The organism is Pelomonas sp. Root1444 (genome assembly GCF_001426885.1).
Classification (GTDB): Bacteria; Pseudomonadota; Gammaproteobacteria; order Burkholderiales; family Burkholderiaceae_C; genus Pelomonas.
In genome coordinates this window covers 176,498-198,014 of record NZ_LMFP01000011.1, presented here as the reverse complement: position 1 = coordinate 198,014, position 21,517 = coordinate 176,498, and the positions used below count along the sequence as shown (strand labels likewise).

Annotated in this window: 17 protein-coding genes; 11 read left to right on the top strand and 6 right to left on the bottom strand. The window is 69.7% G+C overall.

Translation table 11 applies throughout. The annotated features are described in order from the left end of the window. Nucleotide 1: 1 nt before the first annotated feature. Together cphA (ASD35_RS12465) and cphA (ASD35_RS12460) are read right to left on the bottom strand one after the other, a co-directional pair. Nucleotides 2-2,563 (bottom strand): cyanophycin synthetase, encoded by a 2,562-nt coding sequence (gene cphA, locus ASD35_RS12465; protein ID WP_056875257.1) that lies wholly within the window; start codon nt 2,561-2,563, stop codon nt 2-4. A 13-nt stretch (nt 2,564-2,576) separates the two neighbouring features. After that, the gene (gene cphA / locus ASD35_RS12460; RefSeq protein ID WP_056875256.1) at nt 2,577-4,751 is read right to left on the bottom strand and encodes a cyanophycin synthetase; all 2,175 of its coding nucleotides are present in this window, start codon (nt 4,749-4,751) and stop codon (nt 2,577-2,579) included. Nucleotides 4,752-4,852: 101 nt separating this feature from the next. On the opposite strand from cphA (ASD35_RS12460), the gene ASD35_RS12455 reads away from it, so the two are divergent. Both ASD35_RS12455 and ASD35_RS12450 read left to right on the top strand, forming a co-directional pair. Beyond that, nucleotides 4,853-7,108, top strand: a complete 2,256-nt coding sequence (locus ASD35_RS12455) for an ABC transporter ATP-binding protein (protein WP_082580115.1) — start codon at nt 4,853-4,855, stop codon at nt 7,106-7,108. Further along, the gene (locus ASD35_RS12450; RefSeq protein ID WP_056875254.1) at nt 7,105-7,578 is read left to right on the top strand and encodes a DUF1854 domain-containing protein; all 474 of its coding nucleotides are present in this window, start codon (nt 7,105-7,107) and stop codon (nt 7,576-7,578) included. Before ASD35_RS12455 ends, ASD35_RS12450 begins: the two co-directional genes overlap by 4 nt. 53 nt (nt 7,579-7,631) lie before the next feature. Here ASD35_RS12450 and bfr read toward each other — a convergent pair whose 3' ends face one another. Then, entirely contained in the window at nt 7,632-8,108 is a 477-nt protein-coding gene (bfr, locus tag ASD35_RS12445; RefSeq protein WP_056875253.1) for a bacterioferritin, read from the bottom strand. Between the two features lie 115 nt (nt 8,109-8,223). On the opposite strand from bfr, the gene ASD35_RS12440 reads away from it, so the two are divergent. The 4 genes from ASD35_RS12440 to ASD35_RS12425 all read left to right on the top strand — a co-directional run bounded on the left by ASD35_RS12440 (nt 8,224) and on the right by ASD35_RS12425 (nt 13,457). Continuing rightward, a complete protein-coding gene (locus ASD35_RS12440) occupies nt 8,224-8,445 on the top strand; it encodes a bacterioferritin-associated ferredoxin (protein ID WP_082580114.1) in 222 nt (73 codons plus the stop codon). A gap of 133 nt (nt 8,446-8,578) precedes the next feature. After that, entirely contained in the window at nt 8,579-8,785 is a 207-nt protein-coding gene (locus ASD35_RS12435) for a cold-shock protein (RefSeq protein ID WP_056875433.1), read from the top strand. Nucleotides 8,786-8,869: 84 nt separating this feature from the next. Then, entirely contained in the window at nt 8,870-11,119 is a 2,250-nt protein-coding gene (locus ASD35_RS12430) for a YgiQ family radical SAM protein (RefSeq protein ID WP_056875252.1), read from the top strand. Between the two features lie 124 nt (nt 11,120-11,243). Further along, entirely contained in the window at nt 11,244-13,457 is a 2,214-nt protein-coding gene (locus ASD35_RS12425; RefSeq protein ID WP_056875251.1) for a bifunctional diguanylate cyclase/phosphodiesterase, read from the top strand. A gap of 6 nt (nt 13,458-13,463) precedes the next feature. Here the strand turns inward: ASD35_RS12425 and ASD35_RS12420 are convergent, their stop codons facing one another. Together ASD35_RS12420 and ASD35_RS12415 are read right to left on the bottom strand one after the other, a co-directional pair. Next, the gene (locus ASD35_RS12420; RefSeq protein WP_056875250.1) at nt 13,464-14,177 is read right to left on the bottom strand and encodes a response regulator transcription factor; all 714 of its coding nucleotides are present in this window, start codon (nt 14,175-14,177) and stop codon (nt 13,464-13,466) included. Further along, nucleotides 14,174-15,772 carry a cell wall metabolism sensor histidine kinase WalK gene (locus ASD35_RS12415; protein WP_056875249.1) on the bottom strand — a complete coding sequence of 533 codons (1,599 nt, stop codon included), beginning with the start codon at nt 15,770-15,772 and terminating at the stop codon, nt 14,174-14,176. The genes ASD35_RS12420 and ASD35_RS12415 overlap by 4 nt, the downstream gene beginning before the upstream one ends. Nucleotides 15,773-15,951: 179 nt before the next feature. Here ASD35_RS12415 and ASD35_RS12410 point away from each other — a divergent pair, with 179 nt between their 5' ends. The 5 genes from ASD35_RS12410 (at nt 15,952) to ASD35_RS27175 (ending at nt 20,963) form a co-directional block, all read left to right on the top strand. Beyond that, nucleotides 15,952-16,515 (top strand): hypothetical protein, encoded by a 564-nt coding sequence (locus ASD35_RS12410; protein ID WP_056875248.1) that lies wholly within the window; start codon nt 15,952-15,954, stop codon nt 16,513-16,515. A gap of 57 nt (nt 16,516-16,572) precedes the next feature. Then, nucleotides 16,573-17,799 carry a 6-phosphofructokinase gene (locus tag ASD35_RS12405; RefSeq protein ID WP_056875247.1) on the top strand — a complete coding sequence of 409 codons (1,227 nt, stop codon included), beginning with the start codon at nt 16,573-16,575 and terminating at the stop codon, nt 17,797-17,799. A 190-nt stretch (nt 17,800-17,989) separates the two neighbouring features. Beyond that, the gene (locus ASD35_RS12400) at nt 17,990-20,314 is read left to right on the top strand and encodes a hypothetical protein (RefSeq protein WP_157275524.1); all 2,325 of its coding nucleotides are present in this window, start codon (nt 17,990-17,992) and stop codon (nt 20,312-20,314) included. A gap of 3 nt (nt 20,315-20,317) precedes the next feature. Beyond that, nucleotides 20,318-20,785, top strand: a complete 468-nt coding sequence (locus ASD35_RS27780; RefSeq protein ID WP_056875246.1) for a hypothetical protein — start codon at nt 20,318-20,320, stop codon at nt 20,783-20,785. A gap of 7 nt (nt 20,786-20,792) precedes the next feature. After that, a complete protein-coding gene (locus ASD35_RS27175; protein WP_157275523.1) occupies nt 20,793-20,963 on the top strand; it encodes a hypothetical protein in 171 nt (56 codons plus the stop codon). Between the two features lie 19 nt (nt 20,964-20,982). Here ASD35_RS27175 and ASD35_RS12390 read toward each other — a convergent pair whose 3' ends face one another. Continuing rightward, nucleotides 20,983-21,441: a YciI family protein gene (locus ASD35_RS12390; RefSeq protein WP_056875245.1), complete on the bottom strand. Its 459-nt coding sequence runs from the start codon at nt 21,439-21,441 to the stop codon at nt 20,983-20,985. Nucleotides 21,442-21,517: the final 76 nt, after the last annotated feature.

Below are 21,517 nucleotides of genomic sequence, written 5' to 3'. Positions count from 1 at the left end.
CTCAGCCTTCGGCGATCCGCTTGGCCAGGTGGGCCAGCGCCTCTTCCACCTGGTCCACCAGCACCAGGCACAAGTCGCCCGGCTGCAGGCGCGCCAGCGCGCGGTCGATGGCGGCGAACTCGCCGACGATCTCCTCGACATGCTTGGTGCGCGCGGCGCCTTCCAGTCCGGCGCGCAGCAGCGCCACGACCTCGCCGGCCGCACGGCCGCGCTGGCAGGCGTCTTCGTAGAGGATGACCTCGTCGAACGCGCCGCCGAGGATCTCGGTCTGCACGCGGATGTCCTCGTCGCGGCGGTCGCCGGCGCCGCTGATGACCACGCTGCGGGTCTTGGCCGGCAGCGCCGCGACGGCGCCGACCAGCGCCTTCATCGCGTCACCGTTGTGGCCGTAGTCGGCGATGACGGTGGCGCCGCGGTAGTCCATCACGTTGAAGCGGCCTGGCGCGTTGTCGGCATCGTTGGCGAAGCTGCCGACGCCGCGGCGGATGGTGTCCCAGTCCAGCCCCACACCCCAGGCGGCGGCCACGGCCGCCATGGCGTTCTCGACCTGGAAGCCGATCAGGCCGCCGCGGGTGATGGGAATGTCGCGCAGCGGGATGTTCTCGCGCCACACGCCTTGCGCGGCGACGAGTTGGTCGCCGTCGACGTAGACGCAGCGCTTGCCCTGTGCGCGGTGCGTGGCCATCAGCGGGTGGTGGCGGTCGGCGGCGAAGTAGATGACCTGGCCGGGGCAGACGGCGGCCATGCCGGCCGTCAGCGGGTCGGTCGCGTTCAGCACCGCGTAGCCGGTAGGCGCCACGTTCTGCACGATGACGCGCTTGACGAGGATCAGGTCCTCCGCGGTGTGCAGGAAGTTCATGCCGAGGTGGTCGCCGGCGCCGACGTTGGTGACGACGGCCACCTGGCAGCGGTCGAAGCCCAGGCCCTCGCGCAGGATGCCGCCGCGGGCCGTCTCCAGCACGGCGGCTTCGACGTCGGGATGCATCAGCACGTTGCGCGCGCTTCGGGGGCCCGAGCAGTCGCCGCTGTCGATCTGGCGGCCGTCGACGTAGACGCCGTCGGTGTTGGTCATGCCGACCTTCAGGCCGCAGCTGGCGAACATGTGGGCGATCAGCCGCGTGACCGTCGTCTTGCCGTTCGTGCCGGTGACGGCGACGACCGGGATGCGGCCGTCCTCGGCCTTCGGTCCCGTGCCGAACAGGTGGCCGATGATGCCCTCGCCGACGTTGCGGCCCTTGCCATAGCTCGGGCTCAGGTGCATGCGTAGCCCAGGGGCGGCATTGACCTCGACGATGCCGCCGTTGATCTCCTCCAGCGGCCGCAGCACGCTCTCGGCGACGATGTCGACACCGCAGACATGCAGGCCCACGACCTGGGCCGCCGCGATCGCGCGGGCCGCCACCTCGGGGTGCACGTCGTCCGTCACGTCGGTGGCGGTGCCGCCGGTGGACAGGTTGGCGTTGTTGCGCAGGATGACGCGCTGGCCCTTCTCGGGCACGGATTCCGGCGTCAGGCCTTGCTGCGTGAGCCGTGCGACGGCGATGTCGTCGAAGCGGATCTTGGTCAGCGACGTGGCATGGCCATCACCGCGGCGTGGGTCGGCGTTGACCTTGTCGACCAGCTGCTTGACCGTGTGCGTGCCGTCGCCGATGACGTGCGGCGGGTCGCGGCGGGCCGCAGCGATGAGCTTGTCGCCGATGACGAGCAGGCGGTAGTCGCCGCCGGGCAGGAACTTCTCGACCATGACCTGGCCGATCTCGTCGGCGGCCTTGTAGGCGGCGGCAATGCCTTCGCGCGTCGTCACGTTGACGGTGACGCCCTTGCCCTGGTTGCCGTCCTGCGGCTTGACGACGACGGGCAGGCCGATCTCCTGCGCCACGGCCCAGGCGTCGTCCACCGAATCGACCGGGCGGCCGATGGGCACGGGCACGCCGGCCGCCTGCAGCAGGCGCTTGCAGAGGTCCTTGTCCTGCGCGATGGACTCGCTGACCGCGCTGGTCGCGTCCACCTCGGCGGCCCAGATGCGGCGCTGCTTGGCGCCCCAGCCGAACTGCACCAGGCTGCCCTGTGTGAGCCGGCGGTAGGGGATGCCGCGGGCGATGGCCGCGTTGACGATGGAGCCGGTGGAGGGGCCGAGGCGGATGTCCTCGTCCAGCTCGCGCAGCTGGGCCAGCACCGCATCGGCATCGAACTCGCCGCCGCTCTGCGCCGCCAGCACGAGCTTGAGGGCATGCTCGAAGGCCAGGCGGCCGACGTCTTCCTCGCTGTACTCGATGACGAGCTGGTAGGTGCCGGCCTCGGGCGTCACATGCGTCTGGCTGAACGTGACCGGGCAGCCGGCCTGGGCCTGCAGCGCCAGCGTCGCCTGCTCCAGCACCTGCGCCAGCGAGGCGTCGGCGCGCAGCTCGCCGATGGTGGGGAAGAGCTTGCGCAGGCGCGGCTCGAAGCCGGGCAGGCGTTCGAGCGAGCGCTCGACGTCGGTGCAATGCACGACGGCCTCGATGGCCGTGTGGCGGCTCCACATGTTCGGGCCGCGCAGCGCGCGGGTGCGGGAAACGTCCATGAGTCGTTTTCTTTTAAGCGAGGTGCAAGGTGGGGACGAACGTGTCGAGGCCGGCGGCGATCAGCTCGGGCGAGATGCCCAGCGCCCAGGCGGCGGCAACGGCGGCAAGCAATGTCGAGGCGTCGGCCGTTTCGCTGCCGAAGCGGCGCAGCAGGGCCTCGATGTTGGCGCCGGGCGTCTCGGCCGGGCCTTGCGCCAGCACGGCGGCGCCGCCGCGCAGGAAGACGGCGCGGCCGCCGTTGTCGCGATGGCGCTGGATGGCCTCCAGGCCGCCGTCCTCGGCGTAGAAGACGACCTCACCGTCGCTGAGCTCGGCCATGTCGACCAGGCGCGGATGGGCCGCATTCAACACGGCGGCGCCGTCGCTCAGCACCACGTCGACCTGCGTGCGCAGCACCTTGTAGAGCTGGTCGGCGTCTTGCACGTCGAACTCGGCCAGCGCCGCGATGCCGTCCATGTCGGTCACGACGCCCACCAGGGCGCGGTCATAGGCCAGGCCGTCGCGCAGGATGGAGGCGGGGTCGTTCTCGACGACGACGGCGTTGACGCCGCGGTTCATCAGCAGGCGGTGCGCGGCGTCCCAGCGGGCGCTGTTTTTCTTCTCGACACGGCGGGTGCCGAGGAACAGGCCGTCACGGCACGCCAGGCCGACGTGGCGGCCGTTCAGGTGCAGCAGCCAGGCGACCAGGCGCGAGACCTGCTGGCCGCCCCGCGAGCCGGCCACGCCGACGATGGGGATGCGGCCGTTCTCGTCCTCGGCGAACAGGTGGTCGATGATGGCCTGGCCCACCGGCTGGGGCGCGCCACCGGCGGGCTTGAGGTGCATCAGCAGGCCCGGGCCGGCGTTCACCTCGACGATGGCGCCGCCGGTCTCGCTCAAGGGCTTCGAGATGTCCTCGGTGACGAGGTCGACACCGGCGATGTCCAGGCCCACGGTGCGTGCTGCCAGCGACACGGCGTGGGCAACTTCCGGATGGACCTCGGGCGTGCAGTCGATGGCGACATTGCCGTTGCGCTGGATGAGCACCGCCTTGCCCGCGGGGGGCACGGACTCGGGCGTGAAGCCCTGGCGTTGCAGGTCCAGCAGCACGACGGGGTCTTCGCCGAGCGTGATGCGGTTGAGCGGGAAATCCTCGGTCAGCCCGCGGCGCGGGTCGGTGTTGATCTGCAGGTCGATCAGCTCAGCGATGGTGTGCGTGCCGTCGCCGTGCACCCAGGCGGCTTCGCCGCGCGCGGCCGCCACGACCTGGCCGCCGACCACCAGCACGCGGTGCTCGTTGCCGCGGATGTAGCGCTCCACCAGCACCGATGAGCCTTCCGCGTCGGCCAGCTTGAAGGCGGCCTCGCAGTCGGCCTCGCTGGCGATGTCCAGCGTGACACCGCGGCCATGGTTGCCGTCGCTGGGCTTGATGACGACCGGCAGGCCGAGGTCCTGCGCGGCGCGCCACGCCTCGGCGGCGCTCTTCACTTCCTCGCCCTCGGGCACCGGCACGCCGACGGCCTTGAGCAGCGTCTTGGTCAGGTCCTTGTCGCCGGCGATGCCTTCGGCGATGGCGCTGGTCATGTCGGTCTCGGCCGTCCAGATGCGGCGCTGGCGCGCGCCATGGCCCAGCTGCACGAGGTTGCCGTCGTTCAGGCGGATGTGCGGGATGCGGCGATCGGTCGCGGCCGCGACGATGGCCGCGGTGGAGGGGCCGAGGTAGCAGTCGTCCAGCTTGTCGCGCACACGGGCCACGGCGGCGGGCACGTCGAAGGGCTGGTCGTTGATGACGGCCATGATCAGGGCATGGCCCTCGGCCAGCGCCGCGCGGGCGACCTGCTCGTCACGGGCGCGGAACACCATGCGGTAGACGCCGCGCTGGCTGGTGCTGCGGGTCTGGCCGAAGCCGGTGGGCATGCCGGCCAGGTTCAGCAGCTCGATGACGACATGCTCCAGCACATGGCCCATCCAGGTGCCGCCCTGCAGGCGCTCGATGAAGCCGCCGCGCTCGCCGACGCCGCAGTGGTGCTCGATGAGGTTGGGCAGGGCGGCGGTCAGGCGGTCGTTGAAGCCCGGCAGCTGGTGGCTGGGATGGTCCTCCAGCTCGCCGAGATCGAGCCAGACCTCCAGCACCGGCCGGTAGGTCCACATGTTCGGTCCACGCAGGTAATTGACGCGCAGCAGGCGGATGTCGTTCTTCTTGCTCATGGAGCGTATCGAGTAAGGGGTTGTGCGCAGTGCAGGCCCGTGGAATTGTGCGCCGAAGTCATCGGACAGAATTGCGACAGTCCGTAGGAGCCCACAACAGCATGCAAGACCTTCCTCCCGTCGCCGCGCCGCATCCGCAAATGGCCGCCTTGCAAGGGCGGCTCCAGGCTGGCGAGAACGTGGTGGCCACGCTGGAGGTTGACCTGGACGCCTCTGGACGCTTCGCGCAGGGGCTCATTGCGCTGACGAATTCACGGCTGCTGGCCTTCGAGCCGGGCAGCGGTGCCTGGAGCGATTTCAATCTCGCGCCCGGCCTGGCGCTCAAGCTCAGCGACCACGGCGGCCTGGCTTTCATGGAGCTGTTCGACGCCCACCGCCGCCTGGCGCGCTGGCGCTTCACGCTGGCGAGCAACCCGGCGGCCGTGCGGCTGGTCGACGCCTTCGAGCGCGAGGTGCAGCGCCTGGCCGGCCAGGTGCCGGCCGAGGTGGAGGACGACGGCGAGGACAACAACTTCGACTTCGGCGAGGCCGGCAAACCGCCCAGCACCTGGGTGCTGCTGCGCCTGTGGCGCTTCGCGCGGCCCTACCAGGGTCAGCTCTTGCTCGGCTTCGCGCTGATGCTGGGGGCGACCGGTGCGACGCTGGTCTCGCCCTACCTGACCATGCCGCTGATGGACCGGGTGCTCATCCCGTTCCAGAACGGCCAGCAGATCGACCCCGGCCTGGTAGGCCTGCTGCTGAGCGGGCTGTTCGGCGCGGCGCTGGTGTCCTGGGGCCTGGGCTGGGCCAAGACCTACCTGCTGTCGCTGGTGTCCGAGCGCATCGCGGCGGACCTGCGCACGGCCACCTTCGAGCATCTGCTGGGCCTGTCGCTGGAGTATTTCGGCAACAAGCGCACCGGCGACCTGATGGCGCGCATCGGCTCGGAGACGGACCGCATCTCGGTGTTCCTCAGCCTGCATGCGCTGGACTTCATCACCGACGTGCTGATGCTGGGCATGACCTCGGTGATCCTGTTCAGCATCCACCCCGGCCTGGCACTGGCCACGCTGGTGCCGCTGCCCTTCATCGCCTGGCTCATCCACCTCGTGCGGGACCGGCTGCGCACCGGCTTCGAGAAGATCGACCGCGTCTGGGGCGAGATCACCAACGTGCTGGCCGACACCATCCCCGGCATCCGCGTCGTCAAGGCGTTCGCGCAGGAGAAGCGCGAGGCGCGGCGCTTCCGCGAGGCCAACCAGAAGAACCTGGAGGTCAACGACCGGCTCAACAAGACCTGGAGCCTGTTCACGCCCAGCGTCGCACTGCTGACCGAGATGGGTCTGCTGGTGGTCTGGGGCGTGGGCATCTGGCTGATCGCGCACCAGAGCATCACCGTTGGCACGCTGACCGCCTTCCTCGCCTACATCGGCCGCTTCTATGGCCGGCTGGACTCGATGAGCCGCATCGTCTCTGTCACGCAGAAGGCCGCGGCCGGCGCCAAGCGCATCTTCGACATCCTGGACCACGTCTCCAACGTGCCCGACCCGGTGCAGCCGCTGCCCTTCCACGATGTGACCGGCGCGATCTCCATGCAGGGCCTGAACTTCCGCTACGGCTCGCGCTCGGTGATCCGCAACCTCAACCTGGACATCCGCCCCGGCGAGATGGTGGGCCTGGTGGGCCACAGCGGCTCGGGCAAGAGCACGCTGGTGAACCTGATCTGCCGCTTCTACGACGTGACCGAAGGCAGCATCAAGGTCGACGGCGTCGACCTGCGCCGCATCAAGGTGTCCGACTACCGTCGCCACATCGGCCTGGTGCTGCAGGAGCCCTTCCTGTTCTTCGGCACCATTGCGGAGAACATCGCCTACGGCAAGCCTGACGCGACCCGCGACGAGATCGTCGCGGCCGCCCGCGCGGCGCATGCGCACGAGTTCATCCTGCGCCTGCCGCACGGCTACGACAGCCTGGTGGGCGAGCGCGGCCAGGGCCTGTCGGGCGGCGAGCGCCAGCGCATCTCCATCGCCCGCGCGCTGCTGATCGACCCGGCCATCCTCATCCTCGACGAAGCCACCAGCGCGGTCGACACCGAGACCGAGAAGGAAATCCAGCGCGCGCTCGACAACCTCGTGAAGGGCCGCACGACGATCGCCATCGCCCACCGCCTGTCCACGCTGCGCAAGGCCGACCGCCTCGTCGTCATGGACCGCGGCGAGATCGTCGAGCTGGGGCCGCATGACGAGCTGATCGCCCAGCAGGGCCACTACTGGCGGCTGTGGGAAGCCCAGGCCCGGCGCGTCGATGCCGAGGGCGGTGACGACGGTGGCCTGATGGTCGTGGCGCCCAACCCGAATGCCCACACGGTGAACGCATGAGCACACTGCCTTTCCGCGACCTTCAGCTGGATGCCTTCGGCAAGCTGCTGCTGACCGACCTGAACGGCGACACCCATGCCGGCGTGACGCCGGTGCGCGCCCATCCCCTCTCGGCGCCGGACGAGGGCCTGTCGCTGGTGGGCATGCATGGCCATGAGCTGGCGTGGGTGCCACGCCTGTCCGCGCTGCCGGAAGGCCCGCGCCGGTTGCTGGAGGCCGAACTGGCGGCGCGGGAGTTCCATCCCACGCTGCAGCGCCTGGTCTCGGTCAATACGTTCGGGACGCCCAGCACCTGGCGCATCGAGACCGACCGCGGCGAGATCGATTTCGTGCTGAAGAGCGAGGAAGACATCCGCCGCCTGGACGAAGGCCGGCTGCTGATCACCTCCAGCCACGGCGTGCAGCTGCAGGTGCCCGACCGGTGGGCCCTGGACAAGCACTCCAAGCGGCTGCTCGAACGCTTCCTCTGAGGCATGAAAAAGCCGCCTCGGGAGGCGGCTCGGCGCGCGGTTGCGGCTGCTGATCAGCTCGCGTCGCCCATCTGCGATTGCAGATAGTTCTGCTCGCCGACGGTGGTGACCAGCTCCAGCTGGGTTTCGAGGTGGTCGATGTGCTCCTCGGTGTCATCGAGGATCTCTACGAACAGCTCGCGGGACACGTAGTCGCGCACGCTCTCGCAGTACGCCACGGCCTCCTTCAGGTGCAAGTGCGAGGCTCTCTCGATGATCAGGTCGCAGTTCATCGTCTCGACGGCGTTCTCGCCGATGTAGAGCTTGCCGAGGTCCTGCAGGTTGGGCAGGCCGTCCAGCGTCAGCACGCGCTCGATGAGCTTGTCGGCGTGCTTCATCTCTTCGATGGATTCCTCGTACTCGTGCTTGGCCATCTTCATCAAGCCCCAGTTCTTCAGCATGCGGGCATGCAGGAAATACTGGTTGATGGCGGTCAGTTCGAGCTTGAGCTGGGCGTTGAGGTGCGCGATGACTTGCGGGTCGCCTTTCATGGGGCCTGTCCTTGTTGTGTTCGTGAAGATGTACCGAAGTATCCCCAGCCAAACCCCTCGGTCAAAACCGGTCTTTCTGCAAATGAGACCGATTCGCATTAAACTTCGCGTCACCATGATCGTCTGTGTCTGCCACCGCGTCTCCGACCGTGACATCGCCATCGCGGCGTCGTCCGGTTGCCCGAACTTCGAGGCCTTGCAGGACGACCTGCGCGTGGCGACAGCCTGCGGCGCCTGTCGCGACTGCGCCTGCGCCGTCTTCGAGGAAAGCCGCGTCGAGGGCAGTGCGCCGCGGGCCCACGGCGTGATGCTTGTCAAGCAGCGAATGGCGGCTTGAACTAGAATGCTCCCCGGCGCCGACTTCCGGCGCCTTTTTGTTGGTCTTGTTTCCTGAACGTCGTTGTGAATTCCGCAGCCGATCCGGGGCGGGCCACTCAGTACGACAACAGTAAGGAAATTCCATGAGCACCATGCAAACCGGCACCGTCAAATGGTTTGATGACGGCAAGGGCTTCGGCTTCATCACGCCGGCCGACGGCAGCAAGGACCTGTTCGCCCACCACAGCGAAATCAAGAACAACGGCGGCTTCCGCACGCTGGCCGAAGGCGCCCAGGTTGAATTCGAAGTGAAGCAGGGCCCCAAGGGTCTGCAGGCTTCGAACATCCGTTCGCTGTAATCCCTCACGGCTTCGGCCGTTGAGTCAAGCCCGCGCCCTGCGCGGGCTTTGTGCTTTCTGGGCCTGCCCAACGACAATCTCGCCATGTCCGCTTTACCCCAACCGCCCAAGGCGCTGACCGCTTACCGCCCGTTCTGGGCCAAGCGCTTCGGCCCCGCGCCCTTCCTGCCCATGTCCCGGGCGGAAATGGAGCAGCTCGGCTGGGACAGTTGCGACATCGTCATCGTCACCGGCGACGCCTACGTCGACCACCCGAGCTTCGGCATGGCCGTCATCGGCCGCACGCTGGAGGCTCAGGGCTTTCGCGTCGGCATCATTGCGCAGCCGGACTGGCAGAGCGCCGATGCCTTCAAGGCGCTGGGCAAGCCCAACCTGTTCTTCGGCGTCGCGGCCGGCAACATGGACTCGATGATCAACCGCTACACGGCTGATCGAAAAATCCGCAGCGACGACGCCTACACGCCCGGCGGCGAAGGCGGCAAGCGCCCCGACCGCGCGACGCTGGTCTACACGCAGCGCTGCCAGGAGGCCTTCAAGGACGTGCCCGTCGTCATCGGCGGCATCGAGGCGTCGCTGCGCCGCATCGCACACTACGACTACTGGCAGGACAAGGTGCGCCGCTCGGTGCTGGTGGACAGCAAGGCCGACCTGCTCGTCTACGGCAACGCGGAGCGCGCCATCGTGGAGATCGCCCACCGGCTGGCCCGCCGCGAGCCCATAGAGCAGCTCACCGACATCCGCGGCACCGCCTTCATGCGCCGCGATGCCGACCCGTCGGCCGAGGGCTGGTTCGAGCTGGACTCCACCGAGGTGGACCGCCCGGGCCGCATCGACGATCTGATCAGCCCGTACCAAGAGATCAAGCAGGAAGCCTGCGCGACGGAGCCGGACGCTCCCAAGCCGATCGCCATCCACAAGATCGGCCGCATCCAGATGCCGCCGCGCGACCACACCGTCGTGCGCCTGCCGGCCTATGAGCAGGTCAAGAGCGACCCGGTGCTGTACGCCCACGCCAACCGCGTGCTGCACCTGGAGACCAACCCCGGCAACGCCCGCGCGCTGGTGCAGCGCCACGGCGAGCGCGACCTGTGGATCAACCCGCCACCCATCCCGCTCACCACGCCGGAGATGGACCACGTCTTCGACCTGCCGTATGCGAGGAGCCCGCACCCCGCCTACGCGGACGAGACCGGCAGCCACGACGGCGCGACCAAGATCCCAGCCTGGGAAATGATCCGCTTCAGCGTGAACATCATGCGCGGCTGCTTCGGCGGCTGCACCTTCTGCTCGATCACCGAGCACGAGGGCCGCATCATCCAGAGCCGCTCGGAAGACTCCGTGATCCGCGAGATCGAGGAGATGCGCGACAAGGTCAAGGGCTTCACCGGCATCGTGTCCGACCTCGGCGGCCCGACGGCCAACATGTACCGCATCGGTTGCAAGAGCCCCGAGATCGAGGCCGCCTGCCGCAAGCCCAGCTGCGTCTACCCGGGCATCTGCCCGAACCTCAACACCAGCCACGACCCGCTGATCAAGATGTACCGCCGCGCGCGTGCGCTGCCGGGCGTCAAGAAGATCCTCATCGGCTCCGGTCTGCGCTACGACCTCGCGGTGCAGTCGCCCGAGTACGTGAAGGAGCTCGTCACGCACCACGTCGGCGGCTACCTGAAGATCGCGCCCGAGCACACCGAGGGCGGCCCGCTGTCCAAGATGATGAAGCCGGGCATCGGCGCCTACGACCGCTTCAAGCAGATGTTCGAGGCGGCGAGTGCTGCGGCCGGCAAGAAGCAGTACCTTATCCCGTACTTCATCGCAGCCCACCCCGGCACCAGCGACGAGGACATGATGAACCTCGCCGTCTGGCTGAAGAAGAACGGCTTCCGCGCCGACCAGGTGCAGACCTTCTACCCGAGCCCCATGGCGACGGCCACGGCGATGTACCACTCTGGCATGAACCCGCTCAAGGGCATCAGCCGCGACGAGACACGCGGCGAGAAGGTCGACATCGTGCGCGGCGAGCGCCGTCGCCGGCTGCACAAGGCCTTCCTGCGCTACCACGATGCCAACAACTGGCCGCTGCTGCGCGAGGCGCTCAAGGCCATGGGCCGCGCCGACCTGATCGGCAACGGCAAGCATCACCTGATCCCGAGCTACCAGCCGCTCACCGACGGCGGCTACGAGAGCGCCCGGCGCAAGAACTCGACCGTTGCCAAGCCATCGGCCGCTAAACCGCGCCAGGGTCAGGTCCTGACCCAGCACACCGGCCTGCCGCCTCGTGTCACCGGCGCGGCGCGCGCGCCGGCCGCGCGTCCGGGCAAACCCGGCAAACGTTAAGGGGAGGTGCGGGACATTTGCCCGTGCTTTTCGCCGCGGCGCACCGACGGATGCACTACGCTTGCAGCTCTTGACCGACGAGGCTGCCGCGGCCGTGGCAGCCCCCGTGTCCCGAGCTCCGCCCATGCAAGACACGCCCGCCGTTGACGACGACCTGCTCGAACTGCTCGACGATCCCGAGCAGGGCAGCGACGAGCATCGGCCGCCGGAGCGGCCCTGGCGCATTCTGATCGTCGACGACGACGGCGACGTCCACAAGGCCACCGAACTGGCCATGCAGGGCCTGACCGTTGAAGGCCAGCCCCTGGTCTTCCTGCACGCCACGTCCGCCGCCCAGGCCCGCCAGCTGCTGGCCAGCGAGGACGACCTTGCCGTCGTGCTGCTCGACGTCGTCATGGAGAGCGAGGACGCCGGGCTGCAGCTGGTGCGCCACATCCGCGACGAGCTGGGGCTGGACGCCGTGCGCATCGTGCTGCGCACCGGCCAGCCCGGTTATGCGCCCGAGATCGAGACGGTGCAGACCTATGACATCAACGACTACAAGACCAAGTCCGAGCTGACGCGCACGCGGTTGTACACGGTGCTGACCGCGGCCGTGCGCTCCTACCGCCAGATCTGCGCGCTGGAGGCCAACCGCCGCGGGCTGGAGATGATCGTCGAGAGCAGCACGTCGCTGTCGCGCATGCGCGGGCTCTCCCGCTTCGCCGAGGGCGTCGTCACCCAGCTTTGCGCGCTGCTCGGCATCCTGCCCGAAGGCCTGGTCTGCGCGCAGACGCATGGCGAGTCTCCCGACGAGGTGCGCATCGTCGCGGCCGCCGGCCAGTACAGCGGCCTCATCGACCGCCCGCTGGCGCAGGTCAAGATCGCGGCCGTGCGCGAGCGCCTCGAGCGCTGCCTGCAGGAGCAGCGCAGCCTCTACGACGGCGTCACCTGCCTGTACTTCGGCATGGGCCCCGGTCGCGCGATGGCGGCGCTGGTCGACGTCGGCCGCGAGCTCGACGAACTCGACCAGCAGCTGCTGCGCGCCTTCTGCTCCAACATCGCGGTCGGCTTCGAGAACGTCGTGCTGTACAGCCAGCTGCTGGACCAGGCCTACAACGACCCGCTGCTGCGCCTGCCCAACCGCAACCGCTTCGTCGAGCTGCTCGACAAGAACCTGAAGGACCCGTCCGGTGTCACGCTCGCGCTGATCGACATCGACGACTTCTCCGACATCAACGACGCCTTCGGCCATCACTTCGGCGACCAGGTGCTGCAGGCCGCCACGCACCGCATGAGCGAGATGCTGGGCGGCGACACCGCGATGGCCCGCGTCGGCGCCGACACCTTCGGCGTGCTCGGCGAGCATGCCAAGGTCTGCCCCGAGACCGTGCAGGCCATCTTTGCCGAGCCCTTCATCGTGGCTGGCGAGCGCCTGCAGCTGTCGGCCACCACCGGCCTGGTCCGCCTGGGCGAGTCCAAGGCGGTCGGCTCCGAACTGCTGCTCGACGCGCAGATCGCGCTCAAGCGCGCCAAGCAGCAGCAGCGTGGCTCATCTCAATATTTCTCGGCCGCGATGGGCAGCGATGCGCGCGAGCGCTTCAAGCTCCTCAAGGGCCTGCGCACCGGGTTCGAGGAAAACCAGCTCTTCGTCGTCTACCAGCCCCAGGTCGACCTCGACACCGGCCGCGTCATCGGTGCCGAGGCGCTGCTGCGCTGGCGCACCGACGAAGGGCGCTTCATCCCGCCGGACCAGTTCATTCCGCTGGCCGAGCAGAGCGGCCTGATCATCCCCATCGGCGAGTTCGTCATGCGCGCCGCCTGCGTGCAGCTGAAGAAGATGCAGGCGCTGGGGCATCGCGAGTTCCGCATGGCCGTCAACATCTCGATGGCGCAGTTCCGCCACCCCGGCTTCATCGACATGCTGGCGCGCTCGATGGGCGACTGCAGCGTCATCGGCGAGAACATCGAGCTCGAGATCACCGAGTCCATGGCCATGGAGGACGCCGACCTCGTGCTGCGCGTGCTGGCCGACATCAAGCGGCTGGGCTTCAGCGTTGCCATCGACGACTTCGGCACCGGTTTCTCATCGCTCAGCCAGCTGCGCCAGCTGCAGGTGGACCGCCTCAAGATCGACCGCGCCTTCGTGCAGGAGGCGCAGGCCTCGTCGGCCGGCTCCACCATCGCGCAGATGGTCGTCAACCTCGGCCACGGCCTGGGCCTGACCGTCATCGCCGAGGGCATCGAGACCGAGGAGCAGCGGCAATACCTCATCGGGCTGGGCTGCCACGAAGGGCAGGGCTGGCTGTTCGCCAAGGCCATGCCGGCCGAGGAGCTCGAAGCCTGGATGACGCGCTGAGCGGCTTCAGGGCGGCGGCGCTGCCTCGAGCCGGTAGCCCATGCCACGCACGGTGTGGATCAGCGGCCGCGGATGGCCCTCGTCGATCTTGGCGCGCAGCCGGCGGATGAAGACGTCCACGACATTCGTCAGCGGGTCTTCATGCGTGCCCCAGACGGTGGCGAGGATGCGCTCGCGGCTGAACAGCCGCCCCGGCGCGCTCATCAACAGTTCCAGCAGTGCCAGCTCGCGCGCGGTCAGCGACAGCAGCTGCCCGCCGCGGCTGGCGCGCATCTGGGTGCGGTCGAACACCAGGTCGTCCAGCACCAGCTGCGGCGAGCGCGCCGGCTTGAGCCCGCGGCCGCGCCGGGCCAGCGCCTCGATGCGGGCCAGCAGCTCCTCGAACTCGAAGGGCTTGACGAGATAGTCGTCGGCGCCGGTGCGCAGCCCCGTCACGCGGTCCTCCAATGCGCCCAGCGCGGTCAGCATCAGGATGGGCAGCGCCACGCCCGCGGCGCGCAGCGTCTGGCAGACCTCCAGGCCATTGAGGCCGGGCAGCATCAGGTCCAGCAGCAGCAGCGTGTCCTCACCGCCGGCCTCGCCGGCCGCCCAGGCGTCCTGCGCGGCGGCCAGGGCCTCGGGCCCGGTGCCGGCGACTTGCACGTGATAGCCCTCGGCGCGCAGGCCGCGCTCCAGGAAGGCGGCGATGCGCATGTCGTCCTCGGCCACGATCAACTTCATGAGGATTCCTGTGTCAGCGGCAGCACGACGGTGGCGACGGTGCCGCCGCCGTCGCGAGGGGCCAGGCGGATGTCGCCGTCGTGCCCGCGGGCCAGTGCCAATGCGATCGCCAGGCCCAGCCCGCTGCCGTCGGGTCGATGGCGGCGCGCGCGCTCGCTGCGCCAGCGCTGTTCGAAGGCATGGGCGAGGTCGTCCGGCGCCAGCCCGATGCCCTCGTCCTCGATGCGCACCTCGGCGCGGGCAGGCGCGCCGCCGGGCACCTCCACCGCCACCCGCACCGTGCCGCCCGGGTGCGAGTAGCGCACCGCGTTGTCCAGCAGCACGACGAGCAACTGGCGCAGCCGCTGCGCGTCGCCCTGCAGTGGCAACGCCCGCGGCGGCAGCTCGGCCGGAGCCAGCCGCACGCCGTGTGCGGCGGCCAGCGCCTGCGCCTGCTCGACGGCCTGCGCGAGCGGCTGGGCCAGGTCCAGCGGCACGCGGCGGATGTCCATGGCGTCGATGTCGTGGCGCGCGACGGTCAGCAGGTCGTCGATGACCTTGCCCAGCTGCCCGGCCGTGTCCGCGATGCGACGCAGCGTGCCCTGGTACTCGTCCACCGGCTTGTCGCGCCCGCGCAGCGTCACCTCCGCCTCGCCGCGGATCACCGTGGTGGGCGTGCGCAGCTCGTGGCTGATGTCGGCGAACAGCCGGCGGCGGCGCTCCTCGGCCGCCTGCGAGGCCTGCAGCGCCTGGCTGAGTTCGCGGGTGCGCTCGGCCACCTGCTGCTCCAGCACGTGGCGGCGTTGCGCGTCGCGTTCGCGGTGGCGCGACAGCTCCTCGGCCATCGCATTGACGCTACCGGCCAGCAGCGCGAACTCGTCGCTACCCTGCAGCTGGATGCGGTGCCCCAGCTCGCCACGCTGCAACGCCACGGCCGCTTCGCCCAGCGCCGCCAGCGGCCGGCGCAGCGCCCGCGCGAAATACAGCGCCAGCGCCAACGCCAACGCGCCCAGCGTCGCGGCACCGGCCAGCCACAGCGTGCGCATGCGGGCCATCGCCCGGTCGGTGTCGACGCGCTTCTCGCGCACGGCCTCGTCCTCGCGGGCGATGCTCTCGGCCAGCAGCTGGCGCAGGTCGCGGCCGTGGGCCACGGCAAAGCGCTCGCTCGCGGCGGCCCACGCTGCCGCCGGGTTGGCCGCGCCGGGGGCGGCCGGCATCCCGCCCAGCTGGGGCACCAGCGTGTCCACGCTGCTGCGCAGCACCGCCAGCGCATCGCGGCGCTGCAGTTGGCGCGCGCGCGCCGGTGGGCGGTCATCCACGGCCACGGCCTGCGCGGCGAGAGCGTCCAACCGGTCCAGCGTGCCGCGCATGGAACCGGCCAGGGCCAGCAGTTCGCGCGGCTCGGCACCCGCGTCGAACTGGCGCTGCGCGGCCCACAGGCGCAGCCGCTGCTTGTCCGCCGCCAGCTGCGCGAAGCCGAGCTGGATGTCGGCGGCCACACGCCCGCGCAACACCTGGCGCTCGGCCACGCGCAGCGACCAGAGCGCCAGCGCGCATTCCGCCACCGCGGCGGCGGCCAGGGCCACGAGGGCCCAGGTGAGGCGTCGACCGAACATGGGCGGATTGTCGTGGCGGGCCCGGCGGCCGCACATGAACGGCAGATGAACGACGCATGCCGGCGCGTTCATGAAACCGTCAGGCGCGGCTCATGCGGGCGTCACGACCGGTTCAGTGCCGGCGGGCTCAATGGCGGCACGGCGGCACCGGTCGTGCCGCCCCAACCAAGGAGCATTGAATGAAGAAATCGCTGGCCCTGATCTGCCTGCCCGCCGCGCTGCTGGCCGCCGCCCTGCCTGCCCAGGCCGACGTGGCCGTGGCCAACCGCGCCATCTCCGAGGCCGACGTGCTGGCCGCCCAGAAGGGCTGGTGCCAGGCCCTGCTGGACATCGGTGCCGCCAACGCCCAGGGCGGCCAGCCGGCCGCCAAGGCGCTGGCCGAGAAGGTCATCGACGCCGCCTACGGCTACCAGATGGGCCCCGTGCTCTTCAAGCCCACGCTGACGATCGCGCCGCAGACCTTCCGTACCACCCGGGCGGGCGCGCTGTCCTACTTCGTCGGCGGCGACCCGGCGTTCCCCAAGGATGAAGGCTTCGCGCTCAAGGGCTGGACGCGCTGCGAGGTGGCGAACAGCGCGCTGTTCATCGCCGGCGACTCGGCCAGCAGCCAGGGCCACGTCAGCTTCACCGGCAAGGACGGCAAGGTGACCACTGTCGACAAGACCTGGAGTTATGTGAAGGACGACGCCGGCAAGCTGCGCATCGTCGTGCACCACTCGTCGCTGCCTTACGCGCCACGCTGAGCCGCGGTGGTGGGGCGGGGCGCCTAAACTGCGCCCGCGCCACAGCCAGGAGCGTCCATGAGCCTCGCCAAGATCCTCGTCGCCCAAGGGGGCGGCCCCACCGCCGTGATCAACCAGAGCCTCGTCGGCGTCGTGCTCGAAGCGCGGCGGCAGGCCGGTGTCGGCAAGGTCTACGGTGCACGGCACGGCGTGCGCGGCATCGTCAACGAGGACTTTGTCGACCTCACGCAGGAGACCAGCCACAACCTGGAGCTGGTGGCCAACACGCCGGCCTCGGCGCTGGGCTCCACGCGCGACAAGCCCGACGCCGCCTACTGCCACGAGATCTTCACCGTGCTGAAGGCGCATGGCATCACGCACTTCTTCTACATCGGCGGCAACGATTCGTCGGACACCGTGCGCATCGTGTCGGAGGAAGCGCAGGCGGCGGGCTATCCGCTGCGCACCATCCACATCCCCAAGACCATCGACAACGACCTGGTCGGCAACGACCACACGCCGGGCTACGCGTCCGCCGCGCGCTTCGTGGCCCAGGCCTTTGCCGGCGCCAACCTCGACAACGCCGCGCTGCCGGGCGTCTACGTCGGTGTCGTCATGGGCCGCCATGCCGGCTTCCTGACCGCTGCCGCCGCCTTGGGCAAGAAGTTCGACGACGACGGCCCGCACCTCATCTACCTGCCCGAGCGTCACTTCGACACCGACAGCTTCCTGCGCGACGTGAAGGCCGCGCACGAGCGCTACGGCCGCTGCGTCATCGCCGTCAGCGAGGGCATCCACGACGCCTCCGGCGCGCCGATGCTGTCCAAGCTCGCCGGCCAGAACTCGGATTTGGAGCGCGACGCGCATGGCAACGTGCAGCTCAGCGGCACCGGCGCGCTGGCGGACCTGCTGTGCGAGGAGATCAAGGCGAAGCTTGGCATCAAGCGCGTGCGTGGCGACACCTTCGGCTACCTGCAGCGCAGCTTCCTCGGCTGCGTGTCCGACGTGGATCAGCGCGAGGCGAGGGAGGTCGGGGAGAAGGCCGTGCAATACGCCTTCCACGGCGACCGCGATGGCTCCGTCGCGATCCAGCGCGTCGGCTACTACTCGGTCGACTATGAGCTGTTGCCGCTGACCGCCGTGGCCGGCAAGACCCGCACGATGGAGGACCACTTCATCAACGAGGCCGGCACCGACGTGACCGACGCCTTCCGCCTCTACCTGCGCCCGCTGCTGGGCTCCGGCATGCCGGATGCGTTCCGCCTGCGGCCCAACCCGGTGCCCAAGGTGCTCAAGCGCGGCTGAGCGCCGCGGCCGCAAGCACTTCCCCCGCCTTGAGGACGCCTGGCGGCCGACTCTCCCTAGTTGACATTTGATGGCGCCACCCAGGGACGCCTAAGTTTGTTCCACGCAGCCACCGGTTGCGACGGACGACACCCTCGCAACCAGGTGCGCGATGCACCGGGCCGTGCTCGTCCTGAAACGGGAGACAGACATGGCCGACACCCCCACCGACACGGACCTCGACGGTCCCCTCAGCCCCGACGACATTGGCGACGAGTCCTTCAAGCTCGCGCTGAACGCGCTGCTGGCCGCGCACCAGAGCCAGCTCGAAGACGACCTCAAGCAGGCCAAGGACCCGGAGCGGCTCAAGGCCGAGCTGCTCAAGGTGCTGCCGGACTGCGAGCAGGAGTTCGCCTTCGCCGACCGGCTGTTCGAAGGCTTCATGAAGGAGGACGTGGCCGTCCGCCTGCTGCCCGAACAGGCGCTGCAGCTGCTGGGACCGCGCGAGAACTGGCGCTGGTGCCTGCTGCACCTGCGCTGCTGCCTGATCTTCGGCTGGCTGGTGTGCCGGCGGCCGCGCAACTTCAGGGCCTTCAACTACCTGCTGTACCGCTACTGGCGCTGCGTGCGCGAGGTGATCGGCCAGCCGGTGGCCACGCCGCCGCGCGCCGATGAGGTGAAGGACTTCAACACCCTGGTCCATCTCGCCGCGGCGGCCTACCGGCCCTATTTGACTGACCAGCTCGCCACGGTCGACTTCCCCAGCGGCATCCCCGACGAGGTGTTGAACGGCCAGATCGACTGCTTCGACGGCGAGGCCGGCGCGGCCGAGGTGTTCGAGCGCCTGCTCACGCCCGAGACCGCCCAGGCCCTGCTGGGCGAGAAGGCCTTCGCTGCGCACAGCCGCCTGCCGTGGTTCTGGTTCTGCCGCTGCTGGTGCCTGTGCGCGATGCGGCTGGGCTGCTGCCTGGCCGGTGCCAAGAACTCGCTGGACATCGCGCGCTGCCTGGCCTGGTACCGGCGCTGCCTGCGCCAATGCTTCCGGCCGCTGACCTGCGCGCTGACCGGCCCGAACGCCTGCACCGATGAAGAGATCCAGGCGGCGCTCGGCGCCCTCGTCGTGCCGGTCACGGGCACGGCCGCGGGCGCCGGCTTCAGCCACTATGTGCTGGAGTGGTCGCTCAACGGCATCACCTGGCATGCCAGCGACTTCCGCTACCCGCCCATCCCGCCCGGCGCCGGCGTGCAGGGCAATTCACCCGTGTTCGGCGGCCTGCTGGCGCTGTTCGACACCTCGCTGCTCAACCCGGGGCTGTACTTCCTGCGCCTGACGGTGAGCTCGGTGACCGGCGCCGTCTGCGTCGCCACGCACACCTTCGAGCTGTCCAAGAAGGACGTGCGCATCCTCGGCGTCGACGGCTACTCGGCCATGGACACCAGCTGGGTCGACCCCGGCGCGCGCTTCATCGAGACCGTTCCCGCGCTGTGCGCGCGGCCGGCGTCGACGAGCGAGGTGTCCTTCGGCGGCTGCCTGTCGGTGCAGGGCGGGGCCTTCGTCGGCGGCTGCGAGCAGCGCACCGTGAAGCGCTACACGCTGGACTACAAGCCCGGCTTCGAGACCGACTGCAGCAGCGGCGGCTGGGTCAACTTCTGGTCGGTCGACTACAGCACGCCGGTGCAGAACCGCTTCATCAACCGGCGCACCGATTTCTCCACCCTCACCAGCGTCTGGGCCGCCGACTGCATGGTGGCGCCGCCGCCGCTGCCGCTGTGCGGCCCGCCGCCCTTCCGCAGCGTGCCCGATGCGCTGCTCATCGCCAGCTGCTGGCAGAGCAAGGTCTCCACCTGCGGGCTGAGCGGCCTGTTCACGCTGCGCCTGCTGGTCGAGGCGACCGACGGCTCCAGCTACTGCGACACGCAGCGGGTCTGGATCGACAACAAGACCCCCTGCGCCATGATCCGCATCGACGCGGTGCCTAAGTGCGCCGACCTCTTCATCAGCCAGTTCGCCACGCCGCCGGATTGCAGCGTGCCCTGGACGCTGCCGGTCTCGGGCATCGCCTACGACGAGCTGATCGACCCGATGCAGCCGTTTGCGCGGCCCAACGACAACTTCGACCACTACGTCTTGACCCTCACCAAGCAGGGCGGCGGCACGCTGCAGCTGCCGGTGATGGGCCCGGGCGGGGCGTGCTTCTACGGCACCCAGCGCGTCGGCAACCCCGGAGCGGACTGCACGCCCTGCGTGCCGCACGGCCTGCCGGCCAGCGCCACCATCGGCACGCTGGCGATGTTCGACCTGCGCGCGCTGGACGCCGTCTGCAGCAGCCAGGTGCCCTATCCGGTGCCGGCCAACTTCACGCTGCGCCGCCAGGAATGCTGCGTCTACCAGTTCGACCTGTGGGTCTACGACCGCACCATCACTTCCAGCGGCGTGCACTGGGCGCACGACAGCTGGCCGATCAAGATCTGCAACGACCTGCCCTGCCCGCCAGGGGCCGACGAGACCACGTGCGCCAGGCTACCCGGGCAATGAGCGATGGACGCCGAGATCGCCTGGTGGCGCCTGCTGGTGGCCGCGCTCGCCACCTGGCGGCTGGCGCATCTGCTGGTCGTCGAGGACGGGCCTTTCGACCTCGCTGCGCGGCTGCGCGCCGGCCTTGGCGCCGGTGCGCTGGGCCGTGCGCTGGACTGCATCCACTGCACCAGCCTGTGGCTGGCCGCGCCACTGGCCTGCTTCGTCACGACGGAGCCCGGCCTGTGGTGGGCCGTCTGGCTGGCGCTCTCGGGCGCGGCCGGCCTGGCCCACCGCGCCACCGAGCCGCCCGTCACCCTGCAAGCCCTTCAAGGAGAAACCGATGAGTTGCTGTGGACAGGCCCGCGCCCCGGCGCCGAGCCCGCAGGCCGCGAGCCTGAGCCGCCCGACACCGCATCCCATGCCCTACGCCGCGGCACCGCCACGGCCGAGCCCGACGCCGCCACCCGCTTCGACGGCCCGCGCGCCTGAGCCTGCCGTGCATGCGCACGGCGAGCCCTTGCTGCGCTACACCGAGCGTTCGCCCGTGCGCGTGGTCGGCGCCGCGAGCGGCCGGGCCTATGTGTTCTCGGCCGAGCGGCCGGTGCAGGCGGTCGCGCGGGCCGACGCGCAGGCGCTGCTGGCGACGCGTTTCTTCCGCCAGGCCTGAGCCGCGTTCGCAACGCCGCTCACGGCTTGGGCTTGATCAGCTTCGGATGCCACTCGTTGACGGCCAGCAGCGCCGCCGAGCCCATGTGCTTGTGCAACTCGGCCACCATCTCGCCGTTGACGATGACGGGATCGGTGTCCACCGCCTTGCGCGCGGCCTCCATGTCGGACGTCGCGAAGATGAACAGGCCGCGCAGCCCGTCCTTGCCATCCAGCGGGCCGGCATAGACCAGCAGGCCTTCCTTGGCCAGGCGCGTCATGTTGGCGAAATGGCCCTGGAACATCTCATTGCGGGCCGGGCCGTCGGGCATGCGCTTGGGGCCGGTCTTCAGCAGCACGAAGACATAACCCCGCAGCCCCTGCTCGTTGGCGCCCCAGGCCTGGGCCTTGGCGGCGTCGTAGGCGGCAGGGGCTTCCTGGGCGTGGGCCGGGAAGGCGCAGCACAAGGCGAGGGCGCAGGCGGTGGCGAGGTGTTTCATGGTGCTGGCGGTGCTGGAGTCGGGATGCGCGCATTGAACCGCGGCCGCGCTCCCGAGTGACCGCGATGAAACCCGC

Coding starts and splice junctions, on each gene's coding strand:
- cphA (WP_056875257.1), bottom strand. CDS start 2,563: ATGGACGTTTCCCGCACCCGCGCGCTGCGCGGCCCGAACATGTGGAGC.
- cphA (WP_056875256.1), bottom strand. CDS start 4,751: ATGAGCAAGAAGAACGACATCCGCCTGCTGCGCGTCAATTACCTGCGT.
- ASD35_RS12455 (WP_082580115.1), top strand. CDS start 4,853: ATGCAAGACCTTCCTCCCGTCGCCGCGCCGCATCCGCAAATGGCCGCC.
- ASD35_RS12450 (WP_056875254.1), top strand. CDS start 7,105: ATGAGCACACTGCCTTTCCGCGACCTTCAGCTGGATGCCTTCGGCAAG.
- bfr (WP_056875253.1), bottom strand. CDS start 8,108: ATGAAAGGCGACCCGCAAGTCATCGCGCACCTCAACGCCCAGCTCAAG.
- ASD35_RS12440 (WP_082580114.1), top strand. CDS start 8,224: ATGATCGTCTGTGTCTGCCACCGCGTCTCCGACCGTGACATCGCCATC.
- ASD35_RS12435 (WP_056875433.1), top strand. CDS start 8,579: ATGCAAACCGGCACCGTCAAATGGTTTGATGACGGCAAGGGCTTCGGC.
- ASD35_RS12430 (WP_056875252.1), top strand. CDS start 8,870: ATGTCCGCTTTACCCCAACCGCCCAAGGCGCTGACCGCTTACCGCCCG.
- ASD35_RS12425 (WP_056875251.1), top strand. CDS start 11,244: ATGCAAGACACGCCCGCCGTTGACGACGACCTGCTCGAACTGCTCGAC.
- ASD35_RS12420 (WP_056875250.1), bottom strand. CDS start 14,177: ATGAAGTTGATCGTGGCCGAGGACGACATGCGCATCGCCGCCTTCCTG.
- ASD35_RS12415 (WP_056875249.1), bottom strand. CDS start 15,772: ATGTTCGGTCGACGCCTCACCTGGGCCCTCGTGGCCCTGGCCGCCGCC.
- ASD35_RS12410 (WP_056875248.1), top strand. CDS start 15,952: ATGAAGAAATCGCTGGCCCTGATCTGCCTGCCCGCCGCGCTGCTGGCC.
- ASD35_RS12405 (WP_056875247.1), top strand. CDS start 16,573: ATGAGCCTCGCCAAGATCCTCGTCGCCCAAGGGGGCGGCCCCACCGCC.
- ASD35_RS12400 (WP_157275524.1), top strand. CDS start 17,990: ATGGCCGACACCCCCACCGACACGGACCTCGACGGTCCCCTCAGCCCC.
- ASD35_RS27780 (WP_056875246.1), top strand. CDS start 20,318: ATGGACGCCGAGATCGCCTGGTGGCGCCTGCTGGTGGCCGCGCTCGCC.
- ASD35_RS12390 (WP_056875245.1), bottom strand. CDS start 21,441: ATGAAACACCTCGCCACCGCCTGCGCCCTCGCCTTGTGCTGCGCCTTC.